Source organism: Paraburkholderia sp. CI2 (assembly GCF_014201055.1).
Classification (GTDB): domain Bacteria; phylum Pseudomonadota; class Gammaproteobacteria; order Burkholderiales; family Burkholderiaceae; genus Paraburkholderia; species Paraburkholderia tuberum.
Genome location: NZ_JACHDL010000014.1, coordinates 104310 through 129481, shown reverse-complemented (window position 1 = coordinate 129481; position 25172 = coordinate 104310). Strand labels below are relative to the sequence as shown.

Below are 25172 nucleotides of genomic sequence, written 5' to 3'. Positions count from 1 at the left end.
AACGCGCAATGGCCGGGCTTCGCATTATCGGCAACTTTGTCCGAATGCGCGAGAGTGCCGTCCATCAAGGCTTTGCGGTAAGATCTCCTCAAGCTCTTCGCGCGGCTTGCATAGTTGCCCGGCCTGTCACGCGCTCATATCAATTGCTCAATAACCGCTTTTCCTCAGACATGGGCTGTCGTGATGAGATTTGTTTTTCAAATTTACTATAGCGATCCATTCCGCTAACATCACGCTTAATCCTTTATGCGGCGTGAGTCTGCTTTTTCGCCGTAATAACGCATTCTCTCGTTCCGTCTGATGGCGGGGCAAATCGGGGTCCGCAACGTATGACCGTTTGGGGAAGATCATGCCGCACATGCACCTTGATACAACGAGAATTACGTGGCTACACACGCCCGCTTTGAACGTCCGTACTGCAGCGCGGCGAATCGGCATTTTGCTGTTCGACGGCTTCTGGCTGCTCGGCCCCGGTACCGTCGTGGAAATGTTCCAGACCGCCAATGAGTTCGCGGGCACGCGAGCGGGCGAAGATCCGCCCTACGAAGTGCAGTTCCTGTCGATGGACGGCGGCAATGTCGCCAGTTCGTCGTCGGCGCGCATCTGGACTGACCGCATCGACACGCGCTTTGGCGGCGGTTTCGACGCGCTGTTCATCGCTGGCGGCTACGGCGCCCACGTGGCCGCGCGCGACGAACGCCTGCTGAACTGGCTGCGCGCCGTGCAATCGCGCACACGCGCGATCGAAACGATCGGCGAGGGGCGCCTCGTGCTCGAAGCGGCCGGCCCGACCGAGCATGACGGCCTGATGAGCCGCTATCCGGGCGCGAGCGCCAGCGAAGGCGCGTTCAGCGCGGCCAACGACCGTCACGACTGCGCCCGCAGCGCGCTGATGTTCATCAAGCGCGACCTGGGCGCCGAGCTTGCGCGCAGCGTCGCCGATCGCGTGATGCCCGGCATGGCTGCGACGTGGGTGCCGCTGCCGGCCGAGGGCGGCACGCTGAGCGTCGCCGAAAAGATTCGCGCGGCCGCGCGCTGGATGGAGGCCAACTGCGACCGTCCGGTATCGGTCGCCGATGCCGCGCAGGTCGCCGCAATGAGCGAGCGCAATTTCCTGCGCCGTTTCAAGCACGAGATGCAGATCACGCCGTCGGACTACCTGCTGCAGGTGCGGCTGCGTATCGCGTGCAACTTCCTGACCGAGACCGAATTGCCGGTCGACAAGATCGCGCGTCGCAGCGGCACCGGCAACGGCGATCGTCTCGCGAAAATTTTCCGCAAGCGTATGGCTTTGTCGCCAACCGAGTATCGCGCTCGCAGCAGGGCGGCCACTGAGGCGTAGCATGTATCTTTAGCATGCGATAGGGCGCCCGCGTTGCGGGCGCGCCTCGTCTGTCGGACGCGGTCGCGAGAGCGGCCGTATGTTCGCTGGCCAGCCTTTTTACGAGCACAGTGGCGATGGGCAACAGGGTCATGGCGACGGCATTGCCGGAGGTGAAACTCATCGAGCCGGAAGTGTTCATCGACGAGTTCGGCTTCTGCTTCGAGAGTTTCAGCGCGGACGAGTTTTCGGACGACGTCGCGCAAGGTTTCAACTTCGTGCAGGACCGCCATCTGCGCGCCGTGCATGGCGTGCTGCGCGGCTTGCACTATCAGGTGCAGCGTCCCCAGGGGCGGCTGCTGCGCGTCGTGCGCGGCGAGATCTTCGACGTCTCGGTCGACGTGCGCCTGAACTCGCCGAACTTCGGCAAATGGAGCGGCGAGTATCTGAGCGAAGCCAATCATCGGCAGATCTGGGTGCCGCCCGGTTTCGCGCACGGCTTCGTCGTGCTGTCCGATGTCGCCGAATGCATGTGGAAGACCACCGAGTACTGGTTCCCCGAGCTCGAGCGCTGCCTGCTGTGGTCCGATCCCGACATCGGCATCGAGTGGCCGATCGACTTTCAGCCCATCCTCGGCAGCAAGGATGCGGCGGGCCGTCGTCTGTACGAGGCCGAAAACATCTCGTGAACGACAGGGCCAACCCTACACGTCGGGCATCCAGTCAGTACGAGGTGCTCAACGTGAAGCGTCGCGCAAGCCATCCGCAATCCGTTCCGGTCCGCTATGTGGGTCGCGCGTTTGCGCCGCTCGGCGCGCAGGGGCTCAATTGCACGTGCGTGGATCAAACCATCGAGACGACCCGCGGCCGTGTGCTGTGTGGCGATTGCCATGTCGCGGTGTATGAAGGACACATCGTCGGCACGATGACGCTTTATGCTTCGGATGGCGAAGCATCGTGCGAGCTATACCGGCGCGGCGATGTCGCGAGCCTGCGTCAGTTCGCGGTCGATCCCGCATGGCAGACGCGCGGCGTCGGCACGTTACTGATCGCGTTCGCCGAACATTGGGCCGCGAGGCGTGGCTATGTGCAACTCGCACTCGATACGCCGCAACCGGCCACGCAGCAGATCGCGTTCCATGACGCCGCAGATCGCGTATGCGGCCTGAAGCGATGCCGCATACGCCTCTGGCATACGGAGAAAAGAAGCGGAAGGAAAGCAGAGTTGAAGCGCCCGATGCTTCGGCAACTATTGCAATATGCTGCGGCAAGTATTGCAACGGCGCCAGCGGCCGCGCAATCCTCAACGCGGTACCCACGCAGCGTGGCCAGTTCGCATCGGGCGAGGCGTGAATTCACCGAACGCTGTATGCAGCCGTCAGCGTCGGATCACGCCCATCAGCAGGGTGACGAGGAAGATCACCAGGAAGATGAAGAACAACACCTTGGCGATTTCGGTTGCGCCCGCGGCAATGCCTCCAAAGCCGAACACTGCGGCGATGATGGCGATGATGAAGAAAATCACAGCGTATCGAAGCATGGTGCCTCCACCGGTGGATTGTTGAAATGACGTTTGAACGGCGCCCCGTTGCGTACGTCACGCGGCTTCACGGGTGAGATGCCGGCGAGCGGATTTCAGCAATAGATGTGCCATCGCTTGATTGCCGCCGACGTTCCAGCGATTCACGATCAGATAGCCGACGAGCGCCGCCCGCCAAGGGCAGCGGTCCGCCGCGCGCGGCGGCTGGCCCGTCGACGACATCGGCGGCCTCGCGCTGCGTCTGCCGGAGGTCGAGACGGGGCGCTATTTCGATGCCCAGGCGAAGGAGGCTTACCAGCAGTCGCTGCTGAAGTGTCCGGTGCTCGCGCGGCTGATGAACCTCGTGCCGCGCGACGAAGCCGATGCGCCCGCCGAGCGAGGCGAGCCGCAAGAATCGGCGCTGAAATAAGGCCCGCGTCGAACGCTCAACGCAATTGCGTGAACGCGAGCAGCAACACCATGCTGCCGATCGCGCCATCCAGCACGCGCCACGCGGTTGCGCGGCGAAACAGCGGCGCGAGCATGCGAGCGCCATAGCCGAGCGCGACGAACCACACCGCGCTGACGGTCATCGCGCCGAGCGCGAAGGCGACCCGCGCGCCTTCCGGCTCACGCGCGCCGGCCGTACCGATCAACAGGAACGTGTCCAGATAGACGTGCGGATTGAGCCACGTGAACGCAAGCGTCATCAGGATGGTCGGCAGCGCGCGTTGCGCAGGCGGCGCCTGATCGCGGGACGCGCCGGCCGAGCCATCGAGCACCGCGTGTCCTGGCCGCACCGCGCGGCGCAGCGCGCTGATGCCGAACCAGGCGAGATACGCGAGCCCAACATAGAGCATCGCGTGCACGAAGCGCGGGAAACGCTCCATCAGCACCGCGGCGCCGCCGACGCCCGCGCCGATCAGAATGAAATCGGACAACGTACACAACAGCACGATCTTGCCGACATGCGAGCGCATGATGCCCTGCCGCAGCACGAACGCGTTCTGCGCGCCGATCGTGACGATCAGCGACGCGCACAGCGCCGCGCCATGGGAAAAAGACAACCAGTTCATAAATGGTCCGGAAAAAGGAAAGCAGCGGGGATAGACGGGCAAATCCAACAGCGCTAGTCTGCGGGTTGGCATCTCATAAGAGAAGCTAATTTGCTTAATGCCGATTAAGGAACGCTAATGCTCGACTACGCCTTGCTCGACGCGCTGGCCGCCGTGGTCCGCCACGGCTCGTTCGACCGTGCCGCGAGCGAGCTCAATATCACGCCGTCCGCGGTGTCGCAGCGGGTCAAGCTGCTCGAGGAGCGCGTCGGCAGCGTGCTCGTGAAGCGCGGGCAGCCGTGCGTCGCGACCACCTCGGGCGCGCTGCTATGCCGCCATACCGAACGCGTGCAACTGCTCGAAGCGGAGCTGAACGGCCGCCTGCCGGCATTGCCCGGCGCGCTCGTCGAGCAGTGGCCGGCACTGCGCGTCGCGGTCAACGACGACAGCGTCGGCACCTGGTTCATCGACGCGGTCGCGCCGTTCTGCGTCGAACGCGAAATGCTGCTCGACCTCGTGATCGACGACCAGGACTACACCGCGCAGCGCATTCGCGACGGCAGCGTGCAGGGCGCGATCACGACGCAGGCCGAACCGGTGCAGGGCTGTCGCTCGACGCGCCTCGGCCGCATGCGATACCTGGCGGTGTGCTCGCCGGCGTTTTTCGCGCGCTATTTCGCCGACGGCGTCACGCGCGACAGCCTGCGGCGCACGCCGTGCGTCGACTTCAATCCAAAGGATCAGCTGCAAAAGCGCTTCATGCGGCGCATTACGCGCGCGGAGCTCGATCCGCCGCTGCACTGGATTCCGCACGTCGCCGGTTTTTTGCGCGCGTGCGTGATGAGCCTCGGCTGGGGCATGTGTCCCGAGCGGATGATCGCGGGGCATCTGCAGCGCGGCGAACTGGTCGAGATCGCGACGGGCAAGCATATCGACGTCGATCTGTACTGGCAGAGCTGGCGTCTGTCGATCGGCTGGCTCGACGATTTCAGCGCGATGCTCAGAAAGCGGGCGGGCGAGTTTCTCGATTGACTACGCGGCGGTGCCGCATGCAGAAATGCGGCACTTGCTATAGCAACAGCTCGATCGAATGAAACAGGCGGCGCTGTTCCGGGTCCTGCGAGCGCGCGCCTTCGTCGATCGTCTCGCGCAGGCAGTCGAGAAAGCAGGCGGCCGCCGGGCTCGTGGGCGCGCCACGCCGCGACGTGATGCTGATGACGGTTTCGTCCAGCGTTTCACGCAGCGGCAGCGCCCACAGGTTTTCCTTCGCGCGTATCGCCTCGACGAGCGGCCACGGAAAGATGCTGACCATGTCCGTGTGCGCGAGCAGGCCCAGCACGATCGCGAGCGAATGCGCGAGCACGATCGTGTGCGGCACCGGCATGCCGCGCTTGACGAACAGATTGTTCGACATCGACTCGCGGCTCGCCGGGTCCCAGTTCAGTATCCATTCCGCGTCTTGAAGGTCGAGCAGCGTGCGGCAGCCGGCCTTCGGATGCTCGCGCCGCGCGACCACCGCCGCATGCGTCGAAAAGAGCGGCGCGTTCTGAAACTCCGACTGCGGCGACGCGGGCGGCGGCCGACCGATCGAAAAATCGAGGCTGCCGTCGCGCAGACGCGGCTGCACGACCGCGAGCAGGCCTTCGAAAAATTCCAGTTGCACCTCCGGCATCCGCTCGCGAAAACGCCGCACGGCAGGCGGCAGAAAAGTCAGCGCGACCCACGGCGTGACGCCGATCGACAGCTTGCCGGCGGCGGCTCCGCGCAACGCCTCGATCTCGGCTTGCGCGCGCTGCAACTGGCCGAGCACGAGCCGCGCATGCACGACGAGCGCACGGCCGAACTCGGTGAACGCGACACCGCTCGCGCTGCGCACGACGAGCGGCGCGTGCAGATCGGCTTCGAGCTCGCGCATCGCCTTGGTCACGGCGGCCGGGGAAAGCCCCAGCGAGCGCGCGGCCGCCCGGATACTTCCGGTATCGGCGATCGCCGCCAAGGTATTGAGCTGATGCAGTTTCATTCGAATGAGATGCGTGAAAGGGGCAACCATGGGTTGGCACCCGCAACGATTTTACGCCTGCCGCCCGAATCTCGGCGCCGCTATGCTGGGTTCACGCTGACAGGGGCGCAACCAGTTGCATGGGATCGGACCAAGCGCTGAAGCGCCAGGTCCGATCGACAGGAGATGGTATGGACACGATGGTCATTCCGGCGGGCATCGCCGAAGTCGAACAGGAAATGATCGCGCTGCGACGCAGCATCCACGCGCATCCGGAGCTGGCCTACGAGGAGTTCGCAACCGGCGATCTGGTCGCCGACCGCCTGCGGGAGTGGGGCTACAGCGTCCATCGCGGCTTGGGGCAGACCGGCGTGGTCGGGCAACTGAAGCTCGGCCACGGCACCCGCCGGCTCGGCCTGCGCGCTGATATGGACGCGCTGCCGATCCACGAAACCACGGGCCTGCCGTACGCGAGCAAGCTGCCCGGCAAGATGCACGCATGCGGTCACGACGGCCATACGGCGATGCTGCTCGCCGCCGCCAGGCATCTGGCGCGCGAAAAAAGCTTCGACGGCACGCTGAATCTGATCTTCCAGCCGGCCGAGGAAGGGCTCGCCGGCGCCAGGAAAATGCTCGACGACGGCCTGTTCGAACAGTTTCCCTGCGACGCCGTGTTCGCGATGCACAACATGCCGGGCTTTCCTACGGCCAAGCTGGGCTTCATGCCGGGGTCGTTCATGGCGTCGTCGGATACGGTGATCATCAAGGTGATCGGCCGCGGCGGCCATGGCGCGGTGCCGCACAAGGCGGTCGATCCGGTCGTCGTGTGCGCGCAGATCGTGCTCGCGCTGCAGTCGATCGTGTCGCGCAACATCGCGCCGCTCGATATGTCGATCATCACGGTCGGCGCGATTCACGCGGGCGAAGCGCCGAACGTGATCCCCGAAACCGCCGAGATGCGCCTGTCGGTGCGCGCGCTGCGGCCCGAGGTGCGTGACCATCTGCAGCAGCGCATCACCGAAGTCGCGACCGGGCAGGCGGCCGTGTTCGGCGCGCGTGCCGAGGTCGACTATCAGCGCCGCTACCCGGTGCTCGTCAACGATGCGGCCATGACCGCGCTCGCGCGCCAGGTCGCGCTCGACTGGCTGGGCGTCGACGGGCTGATTCACGACATGCAACCGCTGACCGGCAGCGAGGACTTCGCGTTCCTGCTCGAACGCTGCGCGGGCAGCTATCTGATCATCGGCAATGGCGACGGCGAGGGCGGCTGCATGGTCCACAACCCCGGCTACGACTTCAACGACGCTTGCCTCGCGACCGGCGCGGCCTACTGGGTCAAGCTCGCGCAGACGTTCCTCGTTTGACGCGGCGGCGGCGCGCGAGCGCCTTGCCGTAGCAGCCACAAGATAATGACGGAGACACAGATGGACTATTCAGCCACACAGCGGTCCGCGAGCGCCAATGGGCTCGATGCGCTCGATGCGCTCGATGCGCTCGATGCGCAGCGCCTCGCCGATGAACCTCAAAAGCGCGTCGGCCACGCGCAGGCGATCGCCGCGATCACGCTCGGCAACGGCCTCGAGTTTTTCGACTTCACGATTTACAGCTTCTTCGCGACGATCATCGGCAAGCTGTATTTCCCGGTCGAAGGTCAGCTCGTGCAGCTAATGCTCGCGGTCGGCACGTTCGGCGTCGGCTTCATCATGCGGCCTGTGGGCGGCATCGTGCTGGGGGGCTACGCGGACCGCGCCGGACGCAAGGCCGCGATGAGCGTGACGCTGTGGCTGATGACGCTCGGTTCCGCGATCATCGCGTTCGCGCCGACCTATGCGGCGATCGGCGTCGCGGCGCCGCTGCTCGTGATTCTCGCGCGGCTGATCCAGGGTTTCGCGCTGGGCGGCGAGGTGGGCGCATCGACGGCGCTGCTGCTCGAATACGGCAGCGATCGCACGCGCGGCTTCTACGGCAGCTGGCAGTTCGTGAGCCAGGGGATGAACACGGTGGTGGGCTCGCTCCTCGGCGTTGCCCTGGCCGCGACGCTGTCGCCGGCCGCGCTCGAAAGCTGGGGCTGGCGCGTGCCGTTCGTGATCGGCATGGCGATGGGGCCGGTCGGCATCTATATCCGGCGGCATCTCGACGAGACGCTGCCGGGTGTTGAAGATGGCACGGCAGCGTCTGGCGGCGCTGTTGCGCAGGCTGCTTCGGATACCGTTGCGAAGCCCGCTGCGCAAGTTCCGGCGCTACCTGTGCGCGACCTGTTCCGCGACCACGCGCGCTCGATCACGACCGGCGTGCTGACGACGATCGGCGGCACCGCGGCGAACTACATCGTGCTGTTCTACCTGTCGACGTACGCGATCCGCATCCTGCATCTGCCGATGGCGACCGCGCTGTGGGCCGCGTGGACCGGTGCGGTGGTCACGGTGATCTGCTCGCCGTTCGCGGGCGCGCTGTCGGATCGGGTCGGCCGCAAGCGCGTGCTGTGGGTATCGCGCGTGCTGCTGATTCTCGCCGTCTACCCGGCCTTCATGACGATCAACGCGTCGCCGACGGTGCCGGTGCTGCTTGCGGTGGTCGCGGGCCTCGCGCTGCTCGTCACGTTCACCGCGGTGCCCAATATCGTGATGCTGCCCGAGCTGTTTCCGCGCGCGATCCGCGCGACCGGCATGTCGATCGTGTACTGCCTCGGCGTGTCGATCTTCGGCGGCTTCGCGCAGTTTTTCGCGACCTGGCTGATCCAGATTTCGGGCAGCAATCTCGCGCCGGCGTGGTATCTGATCGGTTGCAGCGTCGTGTCGTTGCTGCCGTTGCCGTTCATGCGAGAGACCGCGGGTAGGGCGATCGATTGACGTGATGGCGATCGGGGTCCGCTGCAAAAAGAGGCGCGATCTTTTCGATCGCGCCTCTTTTGCCATTTGCCCTGCTTCACGCTGACTATCGGATCTTGATGACAACCTTACCCTTGGTACGTCCGGTTTCGACATAAGCCAAAGCCTCCTGGGTCGACTCAAACGGAAAGACCCGATCGATGACGGGTCGTATCGCTCGCGCGTCGATCAGTGCGGCAATCCGGCTGAGCTGTTCTCCGCTGGCCCGCATAAAGAGAAATGTATAGCTGACGTCATGACGTTTCGCGGCCTTCCTGATGCGATAACTCAGAAAGCGCATCACCGTTTTCAGGAACCACGACGCACCGATCTCTTTCGCAAATTCGGCATCAGGCGGACCGGCGATCCCGATGAGCTTGCCGCCGGCCTTGAGCACACGCAGCGACTTCTCGAGCGCATTGCCGCCTTGCGTATCCAGTACCAGGTCGTAGTCCTTCAGGATGGTCGCAAAGTCGTCTTTCCTGTAATCGATGACGATATCCGCGCCGAGTTGCTTCACCAGTTCGATATTCCGCGCGCTCGCTGTTGTCGCGACGGTCGCGCCCACATGCTTCGCCAGTTGAATGGCGAAGCTGCCGACACCGCCCGAGCCGGCTTGTATCAGCACTTTCTGCCCTTTCTTCAATTGCCCTTTTTCGATCAGCGCCTGCCAGGCGGTCAATCCCACCAGCGGGATTGAAGCCGCTTCCTCCATCGTGAGCGCTGTCGGCTTGAGGGCCACGCCATCCTCTTTGACCGCAATGAATTCCGCGAAAGTGCCGATGCGATCCTTGTGCGGGCGCGCGTAGACCTCGTCGCCGGGATTGAATCGCCGCACGCGCGAGCCGACGCGCACGACAACCCCTGCCAGATCGTTGCCCAAAATCAGCGGCAAACGATAGGGCAAAATGAGCTTGAACTCTCCGTCTCTGATTTTGGCATCGAGCGGGTTCACGCCCGCGGCGTGGATCTGGATCAATACGTCGTCCTCGCGCGGCTCTGGAACCGGCATATCGTCGGATCGTAAGCCATTCTTGCGTCCATATCGATCGACGACGAATGCTTGCATCATGGTTCCTTGTCAGTTGCTCGTTAAGTCTGGTTGTTTCGCTGGCAGTAGCACGGATGCAGAGCCTTTGAACAGGGAGGAGACAGTCACGTCGTCTACGTTGCCAGCCGCAGATCTTTGCGGATACCGGCGTCCACCAGTCCAGCGGGCGCAAATCTGCGCAGCAATCGCAGACGGGCGGCGAGTCCGCCAGCGGTATAGCGGAGTTTCGGACGAGCCGCGATGGCGGCCTGCAGTACGGTTTCGGCCACGACCTCGGGACCGTCGGCGCCCTCGACCACTTCCTTCACTCGCTTGTCCACGGCCGAGCGCACCTCGCGGTATTCGTCGAGAGGGGCGTCGGGCGCGATGAAGTTCGCGTCGAAAGGCGTCTTGATGTAGGCAGGTTCAATGACCGATACGCGGATGCCCAGCGTACGCAACTCATGGTCGAGCGACTCCGAATAACCTGCCACCGCGTGCTTGGTGGCGGAATACAGCGCCATATAGGGCATTGGCAGAAAACCGAGCACGGAACCGATGTTGATGATGCGGCCGCTGCGTTGACGCCGCATATGAGGCACGACAGCACGCGTCATGCGGATGATCCCGAAGAAGTTCGTATCGAAGATCGTGCGTGCCTGGTCGATCGAACTCTCTTCCGCGGCGGCAGGGGCGACGCCGAAACCGGCATTGTTCACCAGCAGGTCGATGCGGCCCTGCAGGCGCAGCACTTCGCTGACGGCGGCTGCAACGGATGCATCGCTGGTCACATCGAGCGGCAGCATGTCGAACGACTGTTGGCCGGCTCGTTGGCCGCGCCGACTGGTGCCGTAGACCTTGTATCCGGCCTTCGCAAGCCGCTTTGCCGTGGCTTCGCCGATTCCTGACGAGGCGCCCGTCACGAGCGCTATTTTGGTTTGCATGATGTTCTTCCCAAGATGTCTTTGCGTGGTTGGTTGAGCGTTCGTTTCACTCGAATATGATGGCAGTCATATTTGTGGTCCAACGAAAACCGGCACAGGGCCGGCGTATTTACGCATCAGTCGGTGCGAGTTTTTTCAATGCCGCTTCAAGAAAACTCTCCGATAGTTTGGGGTCGTCGACGGCACGCGCCATCACCATCGTGCCAACCATTGTGGCGACCATCAAAAGCGCCTGTTCGTGCCCGCCTGGCTGACCCCAATCGGGCAATTGGCGCGCAACGACATCGATCATCTCCTTGATGCGGCGGGTGGCCGCGCGCCGTACGGCCGGCGCCTGGCGCGGCATCTCCGAGCCGAGGGCAGAGATCGGGCAACCTGTCTCGATGCTCTCGCAATGCTCCTTCGACAGATAGGCGCGCATCATCGCCGGCAACGCCTGTTCCGGCGGCACGGACGCGGCGATACGCTCCGACAGCGCCACGGATTCAGCTCCGGCGCGGTCAGCGGCTTCGGCAAGCAGCACCTCGCGCGACGGGAAATGGGCATAGAAGCCGCCATGCGTCAGACCTGCCTCCTTCATGATGTCAGCCACGCCCGTGCCGGCGTAGCCGCTTCGCCGAATCGCGCGTGCGGCGACCTCGACGATGCGCTCGTGCGTGATTTCCTTGCGGCTGGCTGGCTTCCGGGTGATGGATGGATTTTTCATGATGACCATCATATATCATTCCGGCGGGATTTGCAGGGGCCATCCAGAGACCGACGGTTCAGGCGGTAACCGCTAGAATTGCGGCTTTAGCCCGGAATACGCCAATGTCTTTTGCCTCGCTTGGCCTGATCGATCCCTTGCTGCGCAATGTGCAGGACCTCAATTACCAGACACCTACGCCGGTGCAGGCCAAGGCGATTCCTGCTGTGCTCAGTGGCAAGGACGTCATGGCTGCGGCACAGACCGGCACGGGCAAAACGGCGGGTTTTGCGCTGCCGCTGTTGCAACGGCTGGTGCAACAGGGCCCGGCGGTGTCCAGCAACCGCGCGCGTGTTCTGGTGCTGGTGCCCACGCGTGAACTGGCCGAACAGGTGCTGCAAAGCTTTATCGCTTACGGCAAAGGCCTCGACTTACGATTTCTGGCCGCCTACGGCGGTGTGAGTATCAACCCGCAGATGATGAAGTTGCGCAAAGGCGTGGATGTGCTCGTCGCCACGCCGGGCCGTTTGCTAGATCTCCATCGCCAGAACGCAGTGCAGTTTGATCAGGTACAAACGCTGGTGCTGGATGAAGCCGACCGCATGCTGGATCTGGGCTTTGCGCGCGAACTCAACGCCGTCTTTGCTGCCTTGCCCGCTCAGCGCCAGACCCTGCTGTTCTCTGCCACGTTTACCGATGATATCCGCGCCATGGCGGCGGGCATTCTGCGCGGCCCGGTCAATATCAGCGTCAGCCCGCCCAATGCCACGGCCAGCAAGATCAAGCAGTGGGTGGTGCCGGTGGATAAAAAGAACAAGCCCGACCTTTTCATGCACCTTGTGGCTGAGAACGACTGGCAGCACGCGCTGGTGTTCGTCAAAACCCGCAATGGCGTGGATTACCTGGCGGCCATGCTGGATGAAGCGGGCTATGCGGTCGACACCATCCACGGCGACAAACCGCAACCCGCGCGCCTGCGTGCGCTGGAGCGCTTCAAGACGGGCGAAGTACATATGCTGGTAGCTACCGATGTGGCTGCGCGCGGGCTGGATATCGACGATCTGCCGCTGGTGATCAACGTTGATCTGCCGATCGTGGCGCAAGACTACGTGCACCGTATCGGCCGTACCGGCCGAGCGGGCGCCAGCGGCGTGGCGGTGTCCCTTGTGTGCGCCGATGAAGCCCCGCAACTGGCCGCGATTGAAGCGCTGATCCGGCAAACGCTGCCCCGTGAAGAAGAGCCGGGTTTTGAAGCCGAACACCGCGTGCCGCAAACTAGCGCGACGGGCCAGATCATCAAGAAACCCAAAAAGCCCAAGAAGCCCAAAGTGCCGCAAGCTGCGCCGGGCGCCATGCAGGTGCTCAGCCAAAAACCGCGCCCGCAAAGTGGCGAAAACAAACGCAAGCCTGCAGCGCAACGCGCTGTGGCCGCGGGTAAAGGCACAAGCTTGTCCAGCGGTAGCCCATTCAGCGTGCAAAAGCCACGCAGCAAACCGGCCAGCAAGCCAGCTGCGGGTTCACGTAAGCCGGCTGGCAAACCCGCTGGTGGTCGCGGCAAACGCCAACCCTGATCCGTGTGTGACGGCAACACACACGCCATTCCATCTCACATCGTCCGACCTTAGCGGATTCCGCGTTTGATCAACGGAATGAGCGAGTCGATCGTCGCAGGTGTTTGGACGCCAGCGCCGGTGTTGATGGTCAGTCCCGCGAAATGATAAGCAGCCGAGAGCACGCATTGCGTGACCGGCAGGAAGCCTTGCAGATAAAGTTGCTGGTCGAGCGTCGCGGTAATGTATTTGCTCTGCAGCCCCGAAATCGTGGCCGGTGCCAGATCGATGCCACCAATGATGATTTGCCCCGGCTTCTTGCCAGCCTGCTGGAGCGCCTGCGGAATGAACCCGGTTACACCGCCGTGCTGAGTCCCAATCGCCTTCAGATTAGGGTGCGCCTGGATAAAGGCGACCAGGATCGGCACGGCGAGCGATGAATCGGAATCCACCTGAGGTGAGATATTGAGCCTGGTCACCTTTACGCCGGCCTTCTCCAGCGTTTCGGCAAGGCCACGGTCAGACTGACTGCGCACACTCTCGTTGAACACACCGTATTCCAGCGCCTCGTCGCCCTTCTTGATCCCAGCGTTGAGCATCGCCTGCGCGGTGATCTGCCCGCCTACGTAGAGTTCGACGCCGGCGTAGCCGAAGCCCTTCGCGTCGTAAAGTTTCTGGTTCTCGGGTAGCGGTGTGTTGCCGACGGTAACGATGATGCCCTGGTCTACCGCCTGCTTGATCAGTGGCGCGAAGGCTGGATCGCCCGGATGGCCCATGATGCCGATGCACGTCGGATGCGCCGCCATCGCCTGGCGAAACTGCGCAAGCATTGTCTCTGGGCTCCAGGCCGAGAACTGCTCGATCACCTTGATGCCTAAGGCATGCCCCGCGTCCGCAGCCCCGGTCTGACGTGGCAGCGTCGCGCCGTCGCCAGGGTTTCCGCCCATCTGCATATACATTGTCATACCGGCGCCGAGCGGCCCCGTCGTGGTCGGCTCAGTGGCACCGGCCGTCTGCGCGAGGCCAAACGCGAGAATACTCGCCCCCAGGAGGGATCCCGTCATGATCTTGATCATTTCTGCTCCTTTCTCCTGATTTAACGGCTTTATCGCCCCCCAAGCCTGAATCTTTCGCGCAACACGCGCAGCTTGGCGGGATTCTCTACCAACAGATGCAGCGTCACGGCGACGATGAACACCACCCCTTCGATCGCCTGTACCCAGAAGCCGGCGATACCTGTCGCAACGATTCCGGCCTCCAGCATGCCTATCACGAAAGTGCCGAAGAAGGTACCCACGATCGTCGCCGTGCCACCAAACACCGAGGTTCCGCCGATGAACACGCCGGCCAGCGCCGGCAGCAGATAGCCCTGCCCCTGGGTTGAAAAATAGTTCAGATTCTCGAGCGTGAGCAGCACCGTGGCGAAACCGGCCAGCACACCCATCAGCGTGAACAATTTCACCGTCTCACGCACGACATTGATGCCCACGACCTTCGCCACGTTTCGGTTGTCTCCGATGAACAGCAGGTGCTCGCCAAAACGGTGACGATTGAGGATGAACCACATGAACACTGCGAGCCCGAGCGCCCAGAGTGCTTGCATCGGGATCACACCGAACAACGTGCCCGCGAATACTGCATAGGCTGAACCGTTGGCGAGCTCCTGTAGCGCATTGGAGAGCCCGCCGGACAGGATCGAAGCAACCCCAGCCCAGAGGAACTGCGTGCCGATTGTCACGATGATCGAAGGCACACCGACCACCGCGACCAGCACCCCGTTCACCACGCCGACCAGCGCGCCGCCCGCCAATGCCGCGATCACGGCTAGCCAGGCTGATCCGGTGGTGTTCACGCACCAGGCGAACAGGAAGCCCGAGAATGCCATCACGGAGGGGAAGGACAGATCGATTTCCCCCGCCGCAACCACCAGAGTGAGCCCGATCGCCAACACCGCCAGCGGTGGCACGGTGGTCAGGAACGAGAAGTAGATTGGCCAGCCTAAAAAGACGCGCGGTGCGGTTGCCATGAACAGGCCGACCACCAACGCGAACACGACCAGGCTCGGCACTCCCTCGATGCGTGCAAAATCCGGCAGGCGAAAACGCACCAGCCGCGCCGGCTGTTCGTCTTTTATCGGATCACTCACGTCCTTGCCCCGCAGCCAGCGCCGGCCCGTGCCCGCTCTGCTGTAGCGAAATCAGGAACCGGGTGAGTTCCTCGAGGCTCATCTCACCCGACTTCATATCCGCGACGATCCGGCCACGATCGAGCACGACGAGCCGATCGGCGAGCTCGTGCACATGGGCGAGGTTATGTTCGATGTAGATGCAGGCGCGGCCGGACTCCTTGATCGACCGTACGAAGTCGAGAACCTTACGTACCTCGCTAATGGCAAGCGCAACCGTGGGTTCATCGAGAATGATCAGATCGCTGTCGAAATACATCGCCCGTCCGATCGCGATGCCCTGGCGCTCGCCACCGGAGAGTTTCGCAATCAGCGAATCCGCGTCGATCCCCACGCCGCGGAAACCGAGCTGGCGCTTCAAAATATCGTTGGCAATGCGCCGCTGTTCGGCAACTTTGATGAAGCCGAACCGGTTGGTGATCTGCCGGCCGACAAAAAAATTACGCCACAGCGGCTGCTTCTCGCCCAGCGATTTTTCCTGATAGACCGTCTCGAAGCGCAGTCGGTGCGCCTCGCGCACCGAAAAGCGGTTCCAGTCGACCTCCTCGTCCCGGATGAACAGCTTGCCCGTGCTCGGCCGCACGACACCAGTCAGTACCTTGATGAGCGTCGACTTACCCGCGCCGTTATCACCGATCAGGCCGACGATCTCGTTCCGCCCAATGGCCAGATCGATGCCGGACAGCGCCCGTATCTTGCCGTAGGACAGGCTGATACCTTGGGCGCGCACGATATGCTGATAGGCGCACGTACCGGGCGCTGCCTGGTTCGGCATCACGCCACGCTCCAGCTCGAATGACCCACAGCGATGTTGTGAACGACGACAGCCATAGATCTTTCCCCTTTGCTTATCGATCGCCGCATCAACTTACATTGGAAATGTCCCTGAAATTTAGCAAGCCTTAGAGTCCAGTTCAAGAATCGCTTACGAGAGCGCTTATATTTCATCGGGAAAATATTAGTCCTGGGCACTTGAACAACGCACAACCTGAGGGATAGAAGAAGCGCGTCGGAAGGGTCCCCACAGGACGAGCGGCCACAAACGCCCGGTCAAACAGGCGCAAAAAGCAGAGGTATCGGCATGCATCCGCCACGCCAGCGGCTATTCTTCAGACGCTACGACTAACGCGGTTCAGGCCGGCTCTGCGGGTCGTCGTCAGCCATTGCGCGCCCCACGCGGAAAAGGGGGGGGTGCAGCGTCTCCAGCGGCAACCGGTTGGTGATGGGCGGCATCTGCGCAGGCTGCTCCGGTGGTCTTGGCAGCGACGTTTACTGGGACGTCCAGAGTACTGGGCAAGCGTCGAGCGGCGGCAATCTACCTGCATCCAACGGGCTCACCACGGCCCAGATGAGCAACCCGGCCAGCTTCGTCGGCTGGGACTTCGGGCCGAACGGCGTGTGGGTCATGCCGACGGGCGCCACGCATCCAGTGCTGCGGTGGCAAGTGGAACATTAGCCTGGCGCGACGTTGGTGGAATTGTCCATCGCGCAGACGACTTGAGACCGCAGTGGGTCGATCCGAGCCATCGGTCTTGATGATCGCACGCGGGATGAGCGCATCGCTACGTCTGGTGACATTCGGCAGTCCAATCGATCGTATCGCGTCAGCCACAGATCAACGTAACCTCTGCATCCAACGCCACTTTCGAACCATCAAGGCCCAACTCTCTCGGCGCTCGTACGTTAGATGGCTACCCGTTTCGGCTCTTCGAATTCCGGGACGACATCCCGATCGCGCCGATCCTTACCCTTAATCGATGCCAGCACGGATGCAAGGACGATCACCCCACCACCGATTGCCGCAAGCACAGATATCCTTTCCCCGGGTCAAACGCTAGCGAAAGGCGCCCATCTCGCGACGCCCAGAGCGAGCGCGGCGCAACCGAACGACACAAAGCCGGATTGCACGACCGTCATCGCTAGCGGAGAAACGGCGTTGACCTGCATGACGCGCTTCGTTGCGCATACCGGTTGAAGTTCAACGCGGTCGTCGACGCCGGACATCCGGCGCAGAGCCAGATCTCGGTTACCCAGCCAAAACAGATGGCGCCGGGTTCGCAGATTCGAGCCTGGGCTGACGTATGGTGTGCGAAGCTAAACGCTTCGTTCCTGTTTCGCCCCCGAACCCGTTTGTGAAGGCCTTGTCCGTTCTCCGCCGATCGAGCAGTTCCGAATGCTCAGTGGTTTGTCCGCCTGGCCATTACGTTGCGAAAGCGTTATCCGGTCACTCCTGCCTCGCCACTCGCCGGCCAGGGCACAATGGCAGGTGGTATGGAACGCCCCGGGTACTGCTCGAGGGATGATTCGTGTGCAGTCCTGGAAAGATATGTCGGACCGCTAATACTCAACGGGAGGCGAATGCACGGCGACGAGGACGATATCGAATCAAGTTGGCCGCCGCTGCTGATCGCGCACGTATCGGAGTACGCGATCTTCAGGCTGACCGGGCACGGCGAGGTCGCCAGCTGGAACCCCGGCGCGAGACGCATCAAAGGCTACGCGGCCGATGAAATCATTGGCCGGCACTTCTCCGTCTTTTACACGGACGACGACCGGCACGCCGGTGTTCCTGACGCCGCGCTGCGCGCGGCGCGCGAGCACGGCCAATATGATTCCGAAGGCTGGCGCGTACGCAAGGACGGCACGAAGTTCTGGGCCAGCGTTCTCATTACGCCTCTTTATGCGGCTGACGGCACCTTCATCGGCTTTGGCAAGATTGTGCGCGACACAACCGACAAACGCATGGCCTATGAAGCCGTGATCGAAAGCGAGCGGCGGTTCCGGCTGCTGGTGCAAGGGGTAACCGATTACGCGATCTTCATGCTGTCCCCCGAGGGCCACGTGACTAACTGGAATCTGGGCGCGGCGCGGATCAAGGGCTATGAGGCCAGCGAAGTGCTCGGAACGCACTTCAGGCGGTTCTACACAGCCGAAGAGGCGGCTCAGGGTCTGCCGGAACACGGCCTGCATACAGCCGCAACGGAAGGGCGGTTCGAGACCGAGGGCTGGAGGGTCAGGAAAGACGGCAGCCGGTTCTGGGCCAATATCGTGATCGATGCAATCCGCGACGAGGAAGGGACGCTGGTCGGCTTCGCCAAGATTACCCGCGACGTGACGGAGCGCAAGACCGCTCAGGAGCAACTGGAAAAGGCACGCGCGGCGCTGCTTCAGTCCCAGAAGATGGAGGCGCTTGGAAAACTGACGGGGGGCGTCGCACACGATTTCAACAATGTGCTGCAGGTGTTACGCGGCAATCTGGAATTGCTCGAAGGCCGCCATGGCCGTGATGCCTGGACAAGAGAGCGCCTCTACAAGGCAATTGATGCGGTCGAGCACGGGGCCAACCTGGCCTCTCAACTGCTCGCGTTCGGACGCCGTCAGGCGTTGCAGCCCATTGTCGTGAACCTGGCTGTCATGCTGCGGAGCATGGACGACCTGCTCAGACGGGCGCTGGGCGAAGTGATTGAGGTCGAAACCGTCATTGCCGGCGGGCTGTGGAACACGCTGGTCGACCCGAACCACCTCGAGAACGTGGTGTTGAACCTGGCCATCAACGCGCGCGATGCCATGCCGGAAGGCGGCAAGCTGACGCTGGAGCTGTCGAACGCCATGCTCGACGAGCACTACAGCGCGCTGGCCGCTGACGTTCGCGAGGGGCAATACGTGCTGCTCGCCATCACCGACACTGGAACAGGGATGACCCGCGATGTCCTCGAGCGCGCTTTTGAGCCGTTTTTCACGACCAAGCCGGAAGGGCAAGGCACGGGCCTGGGCCTGAGCATGGCGTACGGGTTTATCAAGCAAAGCGGAGGTCACGTCAGGATCTACAGCGAGCCCGGGCACGGGACAACCGTGAAGATCTATCTGCCCCGCTCGATGGAGAAAGCCGTTGACCTCGAACCCAGACAGCCGGTGACGCTCACCGGCGGGTCTGAAACCATTCTGGTCGTTGAGGATGACAGACGCGTTCAGGCAACCGTGGTCGAAACGCTCAGACAGTTTGGCTATACCGTACTGAAGGCAGACGACGCCCAGAGCGCGCTCGTGATCGTGCAAAGCGGGATACATATCGATCTGATGTTCACGGACGTGGTGATGCCCGGCACGATGCGCAGCACCGAACTCGCGAAACTCGCGACCAGGGTGCTGCCGCATCTGAAGGTCCTGTTTACATCGGGATATACCCAGAATGCCATCGTCCATGGCGGCCGGCTGGACACGGGTGTGCATCTGCTGAGCAAGCCGTACAGCCGGGAGCAGCTTGCATCGAAAATCCGCCGGATGCTGGGACCGGCCGGCACGGCCGAGGTGCACCCGCCGGTCGCATCGCCGTCGGCAGATTCGCCGTCGTCCGAGCCGTCTCACGCGCCAGAAAGCTTCGCAATCCTTGTCGTGGACGATGACAGAAGCGCGCGGGAGGCGATCAGTGAACTGCTGACCACCCTGGGCTATGACGTGCGTCAGGCTGCCGATGCAGAAGCAGCAATGCGCGCATTGATGACAGGGAAGACCGATGTGCTTCTCACGGACATCGTCCTTCCGGGGCGGTCGGGTATCGAGCTGGCGAGAGCTGCCGTCGAGCGCAATCCGGGCATCAGGATCGTTTTTGCTTCCGGCCGCGACGCTCCGACGCCAGAGGAGGTCGGATTCGATTGCACGTCGCTGCGCAAGCCATTCGCGATCGAACAGTTGCATGCGCTGATCGCGGCGATGCACGGACAGGTTGAACAAGGAAGAAACGGGTAAGGGCAAAGCAGTCGCCGGCAGCCGTACGGCCTCGCGCCCGCTCCCGATCAGATATCAGGACAGCGAACAGATGAGTCGTTGAATAATGGCCTTCCGGGCATTCCAAAGCCGCTCGATCGATTTTGATGACCGATCCGAAGCGAGGCAGCGCCGACGTGGGGCAACGACCGGCAAGGGCCGGCCACTTTCAGCCACTCGAAAAGGCTCGTTGGTCGTCCCCTTCCGGCTGGACACGAAACACTCGTCGATGTTGATTTGATCCCTGGTTCACCGCTCCGCTTCGCCCGTCGTCTTGCTACGAGAATCAGCGGCCCAACGCGATGGCTAGCCAGGCGATGCATCGCGGGCCCCAGCACTTCGTTGTGCATTTTCGCGGCGCCACGTCGAAACGCTGCAGCCGAAGCGGCCGTTGAACCAGCGGGAAAACGCGCTCAGCGATGAGAAGCCTACCAGCGTAGCCACTTCAGACAGCGGCCGGTCGCCGCTACTGACATACCGCATCACCTGTTCAACCCGCACCGCATCGACAATCGACAGAAAGCGGTCACCCTGACGGGCGAGGTGGCGATTCACGGTCGTGCGATCCACGCCCAGATGCTGCGCGATCCGGTCGGCCGAGCAGGTGCCAGACGGCAAAAGCGCAATGACCAGTTTCCTGACCTTGTCGGACATGGTTGCGTTGGACTGAAGCAGCATCGAATCCAGATACTGGCGCACCTGCTGCGCCATGACCGGATCGTAAGCTGGAATCGCGGCGTCGAGATCCGCTGCGAGGCACACGATGCCGTCGAAATCCTGGTTGAACTCAACGGGCGCGCCAAATACACGCGTATGCATGGCGAGGCTGGCTGGAGCGCTGTACGTGAGACAGATGGTGCGCGGCTTCCACGCTGCGCCCAGCACCAGGCCAAGCGTCCGATACAGGACGCCCAGCATCAACTCCGTTGCCTGGCGCATCGAGCCGGGCATGCCGCCCATGAGGTCTTCCCGGATGATGGCGAGTCCTGCCGTTTCCTCGACGCGCATCACCACCGCTTCGTTCTGCAGGCGCAGATAGTGCGCCATCGATTCGAGCGCGCGGCGCAGTGTCGGCTGTTCCCGCATCGCAAAACCGAGAGGGCCAAGGTTGGAGAGGTGGCGGGTCTCGGCCATGCGCAGCGCGAAATCCTCGACGGCAGCGGCCTGGGCGGAGGTTTCCAGCAACCGCGCCACTGCCTCGGCCGGAATCATGATGTCGGGGTTCAGCAACGCAGAACGGTCAATGCCGGCATCACTTAACTGCTGGTAGGGATCAAGGCCCACCGATCGGGCCACTTCGACGTAACTGGTCAGGGCGGCACTGCGAAGCAGATAGGACATATGGTTTTCCCTCGTGCATCAAAATGTAAATTTTTTGCCTCAATCTGTCAAACCGCTATTTGCCAGTATCCGATACTTGCCTCCAGAGACGCGTGATGACCAACGCGTACGGAAATTCGAGAAGTTCGAGAGGAGGCGAAACAATGAGCAATGAGACGAGCCGCAGCGCGACCCCGGTCTGCGATCAGCTGCGCGCAACCGGCAACTGGAATCCCGCCTGGGATGCGATTGCAGAACTCGATCCTGTCTGGGCCGAGAAATTCATGGCGATGGGCATGCACACCGTGATGTCGGGTGTGCTGGAACCGAAGGTGTTCGAGTTCCTCGCCATCGCGGTCGACGCGTCCTGCACGCATATGTATGCGCCGGGCACACGCCGTCACATCCGCCGCGCGCTCGAACTGGGCGCCACCAGGGAAGAAATCGCTGCGGTCTTACAGGCGGTGAGCGTCCTTGGCATTCATTCCTCCAGTCTCGGCGCGCCGATCCTGCTGGAAGAACTGGCCGCCTTCGAGAAGGCAAACGTCGACGCTGCGCAGGCCGTTGCCTGACGTCAGCGCCGTCACTTCATTAATTTTCAAAGAGGAACACAGACCATGCATTTCCTTGACGACTCCCTGCTGCCTGAAAACCAGGAAAAACTCGTGATCCAGGTGGCGCCCTATGGGCCGCAATGGATCCCCGGCGATTCGGACGATATCCCGGTCACGATGGACGAGCAGGTGCAGAAGGCCGTCGACTGCTACAACGCAGGCGCGACCGTGCTGCACGTGCACGTGCGCGAAGAGGACGGCAAGGGCAGCAAGCGCCTGTCGAAGTTCAACGACATGCTTGCCCGTCTGCGCGATGCTGTGCCGAAGATGGTGCTGCAGGTCGGCGGCTCGATCTCATTCGCGCCGGAGAATGAAGGCGAAGCGGCCCAATGGCAAAACGATGACACACGTCACATGCTCGCGGAGTTGAACCCCCGTCCGGATCAGGTCACCGTCGCAATCAACACCAGCCAGATGAACGTGATGGAGTTGATGACCGAGGCCGACATCGCGGGTACCTCGCTCATGAACCCGGCGCTGCAGGCTGCCTATCGCGACATGATCGTGCCGTCCAATCCCTCATGGCACGTCGAACACATCAGGCGTCTCGCCGCCAACGGCATCCAGCCGCAGTTCATGCTGGGGAATCTGACGCAACTCGAAACGGTCGAGCGTCTTATTCGCAACGGTGCGTATAGCGGTCCGCTGAATATCAATTACGTGGCAATTGGCGGCGGCGCGGCCGGGTTGCATCCCGCCGACATGATCGAGTTTGCCCGCCGCACCCCGGAGGGCGCGGTGCTTACGTTCGAAACGCTGAACCGGAACGTGGTGCCGATGAATACGCTGGCGATTGCGCTGGGCCTGCATGTACGGGTCGGTATCGAAGACACGCTGTTCGGCCCGAACGGCGAGCGGGCGACTTCAGTGCAGCAGATCGAGCAGATGGTGCGCATGGCGCGCGAGCTCAATCGCGACATCGCGAGCGGCGAGGATGCCCACCGCATCTATCAGATCGGCACCCAGTGGGGTTCGGTCGACGAGACGCTGGACAACCTGCGCATGGTCCCTAATCGCACGTCCGGCCGGCGCGACGTGCCGGCACGCAAGGCTGCCTGAGCGCGGATAACGGGGCGCAACGCGGCAGCGTATCGCGTTGCGCCTCGCTCTGAACCCTCTCAGGCATGGAGACAGATGATGTTCTGGAAGAAAAACCCCTCTGCGGTTCTGGCATCGCTACTGGTGATCCACTTGCTGGCACATATCGACCGCAATATGCTGCTCGGTTTCTCGCCGCAGATCATTAAAGATCTGGCGCTCAGCAACACGCAATACGGCTTTCTGGTCGGCGCGGTATGGGTGCTGAGCTTCGGCGTGATGGCGATGTTCATGGGCACCCTTGCGGACCGCTTCAGCCGCACCCGGGTCATCGCCGCCGGCGTGCTGATCTGGAGCGCCTGCACGCTGGCCTCGGGCCATGCCCAGAGCTTTGAGCAGATGGTGGTGGCGCGCTTTTTCGTTGCCAGCGGCGAGGCGGCGCTGGTACCTGCCGCGGTGGCCCTGCTGGCTGAGCTCTTCTCGGAGAAGCGACGAGGCACGGCACTGGGGCTGTTCTTCATGGGGATCCCCATGGGCGTCGGCTGCAGTTTCCTGCTCGCCGGCAGCTTTGGCGCCACGCATGGCTGGCGGACCACGTTCTATGTCCTTGGCATCATCGGCGTCGCCGTTGCCTTGCCGCTCGCGCTGCTCAAGGAAGACCGTAGCCAGCTCGCACCGCAGGAACGCGGCGCGCCGTTCGTAGCCCAGGCGCTCGCGGTGTTGCGCACCGTCGGCAGCAACCGTGCGCTGGGCTTCGTGATCGTTGGTTTCGTACTGGTCCACCTCGTTTTTGCCAGCTTTTCCTTCTCGCAGTTGTGGCTCGTCAACGAACGCGGCATGAACGCGGCTGGCATTGCCACCAGGATCGGCGCGCTACAACTGGTGTTCGGCACGCTGGGCGCGGTGATGGGTGGCGTCATGGGCGATCGTGTGGCGAGCAAACTGCGCGGCGGACACGCCAGCTTCATGGCGCTCCTTGTCGTGATCTGCGCGCCGTTGATGCTGGCCTGTCGTTTCGTCCCGGTCAGTTCGCCGCTGTTCTACATCGGCATGTGCGCGGGATTCTTCCTGCCGCTGGCGGTGTACGGCCCGGGGGCGGCGGCGATCATGAGCATGGCACCCCAGAAAATGCGCTCGACGATCTTCGGATTCACGATGCTGTCGATCAACGTATTCGCCCTTGCCATCGGCACCGTGGTCATCGGGATGGCCGCCGATCATTTCATCAAGGCTGGCGCCACCGCTCCGCTGACGGGTGTCCTGATCGCCACTGACGTGCTGACGATCAGTTCGGCGCTGTTTTTCGCCCTCGCGGCGCGCGCCTCGCGCAGGCAGCGTGCGCTCGCGCTGCAAAACATACAACCTGCGAGGTAATGGAAATGCAAGACCAACATCGAAATCTGGAAGGGCGTGTCGCCCTCGTCACCGGTGCCGGTCGTGGGATGGGCGGTGCCATCGCCGTTGATCTGGCCCGCGCCGGTGCACGGGTCGCGATCTGCGATATCGACATGCCGGCCCTCGAAGAAACGCGCGCTGCCGTGGAAGCGGCCGGCGCACCGTGTCTGGCGCTGCGCTGCGACGTCTCGTCCAGCAGCGAAGTCGCCAACCTGTTCGCCGCGATCGTCGAGCGTTTTGGGACGTTGCACATTCTCGTCAACAACGCCGCGCTCGTGCCGAACACGCCGATCGATACGGAACGCCGCAACAGGCATTACGCCTATATCACCACGCCCGTGCCGCGGCAATCGCTGGCTTTCACCAGCAGCATCAGCGACGAGGAGTGGCATCGTTACTGGGACGTCAACGTGCACGGCCTCTTTTACTGCACCCGCGAAGCGCTCAGGCTGATGCAGCCGCAGCGCGACGGCAGGATCATCAACATCGCGTCGATTGCGGGCATCTCGGCCATGAGCGCCCATAGCCCGCACTACAGCGCCACCAAGGGCGCGGTGGTCGCCTTCACGAAGTCGGTCGCAGCCGAAGTCGCGGGTGCCAATATCTTCGTCAACGCGATGGCGCCAGGGGGTGTGGCCACTCCCGAATTCACGGAATACTTCGAGGCCGCCGGTGAGGAAAAGCGCAACCAGTTCTGGCAAGTGGTGCCAGCCGGACGCCTGGGCACGATGGAGGAATACGCCTCGATGGTGACCTATCTGGCCGGCGACCACTACCTGGTCGGCCAGGTGATCAGCCCGAATGGCGGCGTAGTGATATGACCGGATGCGCCGCGCGACCTGAAGCGATCACGCCTGAAAATCCTTGCATCGACCTCTTCAGCATC

General features: G+C 62.8%; 22 protein-coding genes and 2 pseudogenes. 13 read left to right on the top strand and 11 right to left on the bottom strand.

All coding sequences use genetic code 11. From position 1 onward, the window contains the following. Nucleotides 1-349 precede the first annotated feature (349 nt). The 3 genes and pseudogenes from HDG32_RS20145 to HDG32_RS20135 form a co-directional block, all read left to right on the top strand. Nucleotides 350-1342 (top strand): GlxA family transcriptional regulator, encoded by a 993-nt coding sequence (locus tag HDG32_RS20145; protein ID WP_184032677.1) that lies wholly within the window; start codon nt 350-352, stop codon nt 1340-1342. A gap of 116 nt (nt 1343-1458) precedes the next feature. After that, a complete protein-coding gene (gene rfbC, locus HDG32_RS20140; RefSeq protein ID WP_184070130.1) occupies nt 1459-2010 on the top strand; it encodes a dTDP-4-dehydrorhamnose 3,5-epimerase in 552 nt (183 codons plus the stop codon). Beyond that, nucleotides 1902-2450 (top strand): annotated as a pseudogene (locus tag HDG32_RS20135) (GNAT family N-acetyltransferase); the annotation flags it as partial. The gene rfbC and the pseudogene HDG32_RS20135, both read left to right, overlap by 109 nt. 249 nt (nt 2451-2699) lie before the next feature. On the opposite strand, the gene HDG32_RS20130 reads toward HDG32_RS20135, so the two are convergent. From HDG32_RS20130 to HDG32_RS20115, 3 genes are all read right to left on the bottom strand, one after another. Continuing rightward, nucleotides 2700-2861, bottom strand: coding sequence for a DUF1328 domain-containing protein (locus tag HDG32_RS20130; protein WP_013089029.1), 162 nt, complete (start codon nt 2859-2861; stop codon nt 2700-2702). A gap of 57 nt (nt 2862-2918) precedes the next feature. Beyond that, a complete protein-coding gene (locus HDG32_RS20125) occupies nt 2919-3083 on the bottom strand; it encodes a hypothetical protein (protein ID WP_184070128.1) in 165 nt (54 codons plus the stop codon). Between the two features lie 203 nt (nt 3084-3286). Beyond that, nucleotides 3287-3916, bottom strand: coding sequence for a LysE/ArgO family amino acid transporter (locus tag HDG32_RS20115; RefSeq protein WP_184070126.1), 630 nt, complete (start codon nt 3914-3916; stop codon nt 3287-3289). A gap of 117 nt (nt 3917-4033) precedes the next feature. Here HDG32_RS20115 and HDG32_RS20110 point away from each other — a divergent pair, with 117 nt between their 5' ends. Next, entirely contained in the window at nt 4034-4927 is an 894-nt protein-coding gene (locus HDG32_RS20110) for a LysR family transcriptional regulator ArgP (RefSeq protein WP_184070124.1), read from the top strand. Nucleotides 4928-4964: 37 nt separating this feature from the next. Here HDG32_RS20110 and HDG32_RS20105 read toward each other — a convergent pair whose 3' ends face one another. After that, a complete protein-coding gene (locus HDG32_RS20105) occupies nt 4965-5915 on the bottom strand; it encodes a LysR substrate-binding domain-containing protein (protein WP_184070122.1) in 951 nt (316 codons plus the stop codon). A 170-nt stretch (nt 5916-6085) separates the two neighbouring features. Between HDG32_RS20105 and HDG32_RS20100 the strand changes: the two genes are divergently transcribed. Both HDG32_RS20100 and HDG32_RS20095 read left to right on the top strand, forming a co-directional pair. Next, entirely contained in the window at nt 6086-7258 is a 1173-nt protein-coding gene (locus tag HDG32_RS20100) for a M20 aminoacylase family protein (RefSeq protein ID WP_184070121.1), read from the top strand. A 60-nt stretch (nt 7259-7318) separates the two neighbouring features. Continuing rightward, complete coding sequence (locus tag HDG32_RS20095; RefSeq protein ID WP_184070119.1) at nt 7319-8743, top strand: MFS transporter; 1425 nt, start codon at nt 7319-7321, stop codon at nt 8741-8743. A gap of 85 nt (nt 8744-8828) precedes the next feature. Here HDG32_RS20095 and HDG32_RS20090 read toward each other — a convergent pair whose 3' ends face one another. The 3 genes from HDG32_RS20090 to HDG32_RS20080 form a co-directional block, all read right to left on the bottom strand. Then, a complete protein-coding gene (locus HDG32_RS20090) occupies nt 8829-9830 on the bottom strand; it encodes an NADP-dependent oxidoreductase (RefSeq protein ID WP_184070117.1) in 1002 nt (333 codons plus the stop codon). 95 nt (nt 9831-9925) lie between these two features. Beyond that, nucleotides 9926-10735: an oxidoreductase gene (locus tag HDG32_RS20085; protein ID WP_184032694.1), complete on the bottom strand. Its 810-nt coding sequence runs from the start codon at nt 10733-10735 to the stop codon at nt 9926-9928. Between the two features lie 109 nt (nt 10736-10844). Beyond that, nucleotides 10845-11453 carry a TetR/AcrR family transcriptional regulator gene (locus HDG32_RS20080; protein ID WP_184070115.1) on the bottom strand — a complete coding sequence of 203 codons (609 nt, stop codon included), beginning with the start codon at nt 11451-11453 and terminating at the stop codon, nt 10845-10847. Nucleotides 11454-11545: 92 nt separating this feature from the next. On the opposite strand from HDG32_RS20080, the gene HDG32_RS20075 reads away from it, so the two are divergent. After that, a complete protein-coding gene (locus HDG32_RS20075; RefSeq protein ID WP_184070113.1) occupies nt 11546-12991 on the top strand; it encodes a DEAD/DEAH box helicase in 1446 nt (481 codons plus the stop codon). 50 nt (nt 12992-13041) lie between these two features. Here HDG32_RS20075 and HDG32_RS20070 read toward each other — a convergent pair whose 3' ends face one another. Genes HDG32_RS20070 through HDG32_RS20060 form a run of 3 tightly spaced genes read right to left on the bottom strand, consistent with a single transcriptional unit; the run spans nt 13042 to nt 15930 of the window. Then, complete coding sequence (locus HDG32_RS20070; protein WP_184070111.1) at nt 13042-14046, bottom strand: substrate-binding domain-containing protein; 1005 nt, start codon at nt 14044-14046, stop codon at nt 13042-13044. Between the two features lie 29 nt (nt 14047-14075). Beyond that, complete coding sequence (locus HDG32_RS20065) at nt 14076-15116, bottom strand: ABC transporter permease (RefSeq protein WP_311540101.1); 1041 nt, start codon at nt 15114-15116, stop codon at nt 14076-14078. Next, nucleotides 15109-15930: an ATP-binding cassette domain-containing protein gene (locus tag HDG32_RS20060; RefSeq protein WP_221307813.1), complete on the bottom strand. Its 822-nt coding sequence runs from the start codon at nt 15928-15930 to the stop codon at nt 15109-15111. Before HDG32_RS20060 ends, HDG32_RS20065 begins: the two co-directional genes overlap by 8 nt. A gap of 450 nt (nt 15931-16380) precedes the next feature. Between HDG32_RS20060 and HDG32_RS36505 the strand changes: the two are divergent. Both HDG32_RS36505 and HDG32_RS20055 read left to right on the top strand, forming a co-directional pair. Further along, nucleotides 16381-16611 (top strand): annotated as a pseudogene (locus HDG32_RS36505) (filamentous hemagglutinin); the annotation flags it as partial. Nucleotides 16612-17513: 902 nt separating this feature from the next. Beyond that, nucleotides 17514-19901: a PAS domain S-box protein gene (locus tag HDG32_RS20055; protein ID WP_184070109.1), complete on the top strand. Its 2388-nt coding sequence runs from the start codon at nt 17514-17516 to the stop codon at nt 19899-19901. A 324-nt stretch (nt 19902-20225) separates the two neighbouring features. Here the strand turns inward: HDG32_RS20055 and HDG32_RS20050 are convergent, their stop codons facing one another. Continuing rightward, the gene (locus tag HDG32_RS20050; protein WP_184070107.1) at nt 20226-21260 is read right to left on the bottom strand and encodes an AraC family transcriptional regulator; all 1035 of its coding nucleotides are present in this window, start codon (nt 21258-21260) and stop codon (nt 20226-20228) included. 143 nt (nt 21261-21403) lie between these two features. Here HDG32_RS20050 and HDG32_RS20045 point away from each other — a divergent pair, with 143 nt between their 5' ends. The 4 genes from HDG32_RS20045 (at nt 21404) to HDG32_RS20030 (ending at nt 25107) form a co-directional block, all read left to right on the top strand. Continuing rightward, entirely contained in the window at nt 21404-21811 is a 408-nt protein-coding gene (locus tag HDG32_RS20045) for a carboxymuconolactone decarboxylase family protein (RefSeq protein WP_184044320.1), read from the top strand. A 45-nt stretch (nt 21812-21856) separates the two neighbouring features. Then, nucleotides 21857-22912 carry a 3-keto-5-aminohexanoate cleavage protein gene (locus tag HDG32_RS20040; RefSeq protein WP_184070105.1) on the top strand — a complete coding sequence of 352 codons (1056 nt, stop codon included), beginning with the start codon at nt 21857-21859 and terminating at the stop codon, nt 22910-22912. Nucleotides 22913-22987: 75 nt separating this feature from the next. After that, the gene (locus HDG32_RS20035) at nt 22988-24265 is read left to right on the top strand and encodes an MFS transporter (RefSeq protein WP_260336534.1); all 1278 of its coding nucleotides are present in this window, start codon (nt 22988-22990) and stop codon (nt 24263-24265) included. Between the two features lie 5 nt (nt 24266-24270). Then, on the top strand, nt 24271-25107 hold the full coding sequence (locus HDG32_RS20030) for an SDR family NAD(P)-dependent oxidoreductase (protein WP_184070103.1): 837 nt from the start codon (nt 24271-24273) through the stop codon (nt 25105-25107). Nucleotides 25108-25172: the final 65 nt, after the last annotated feature.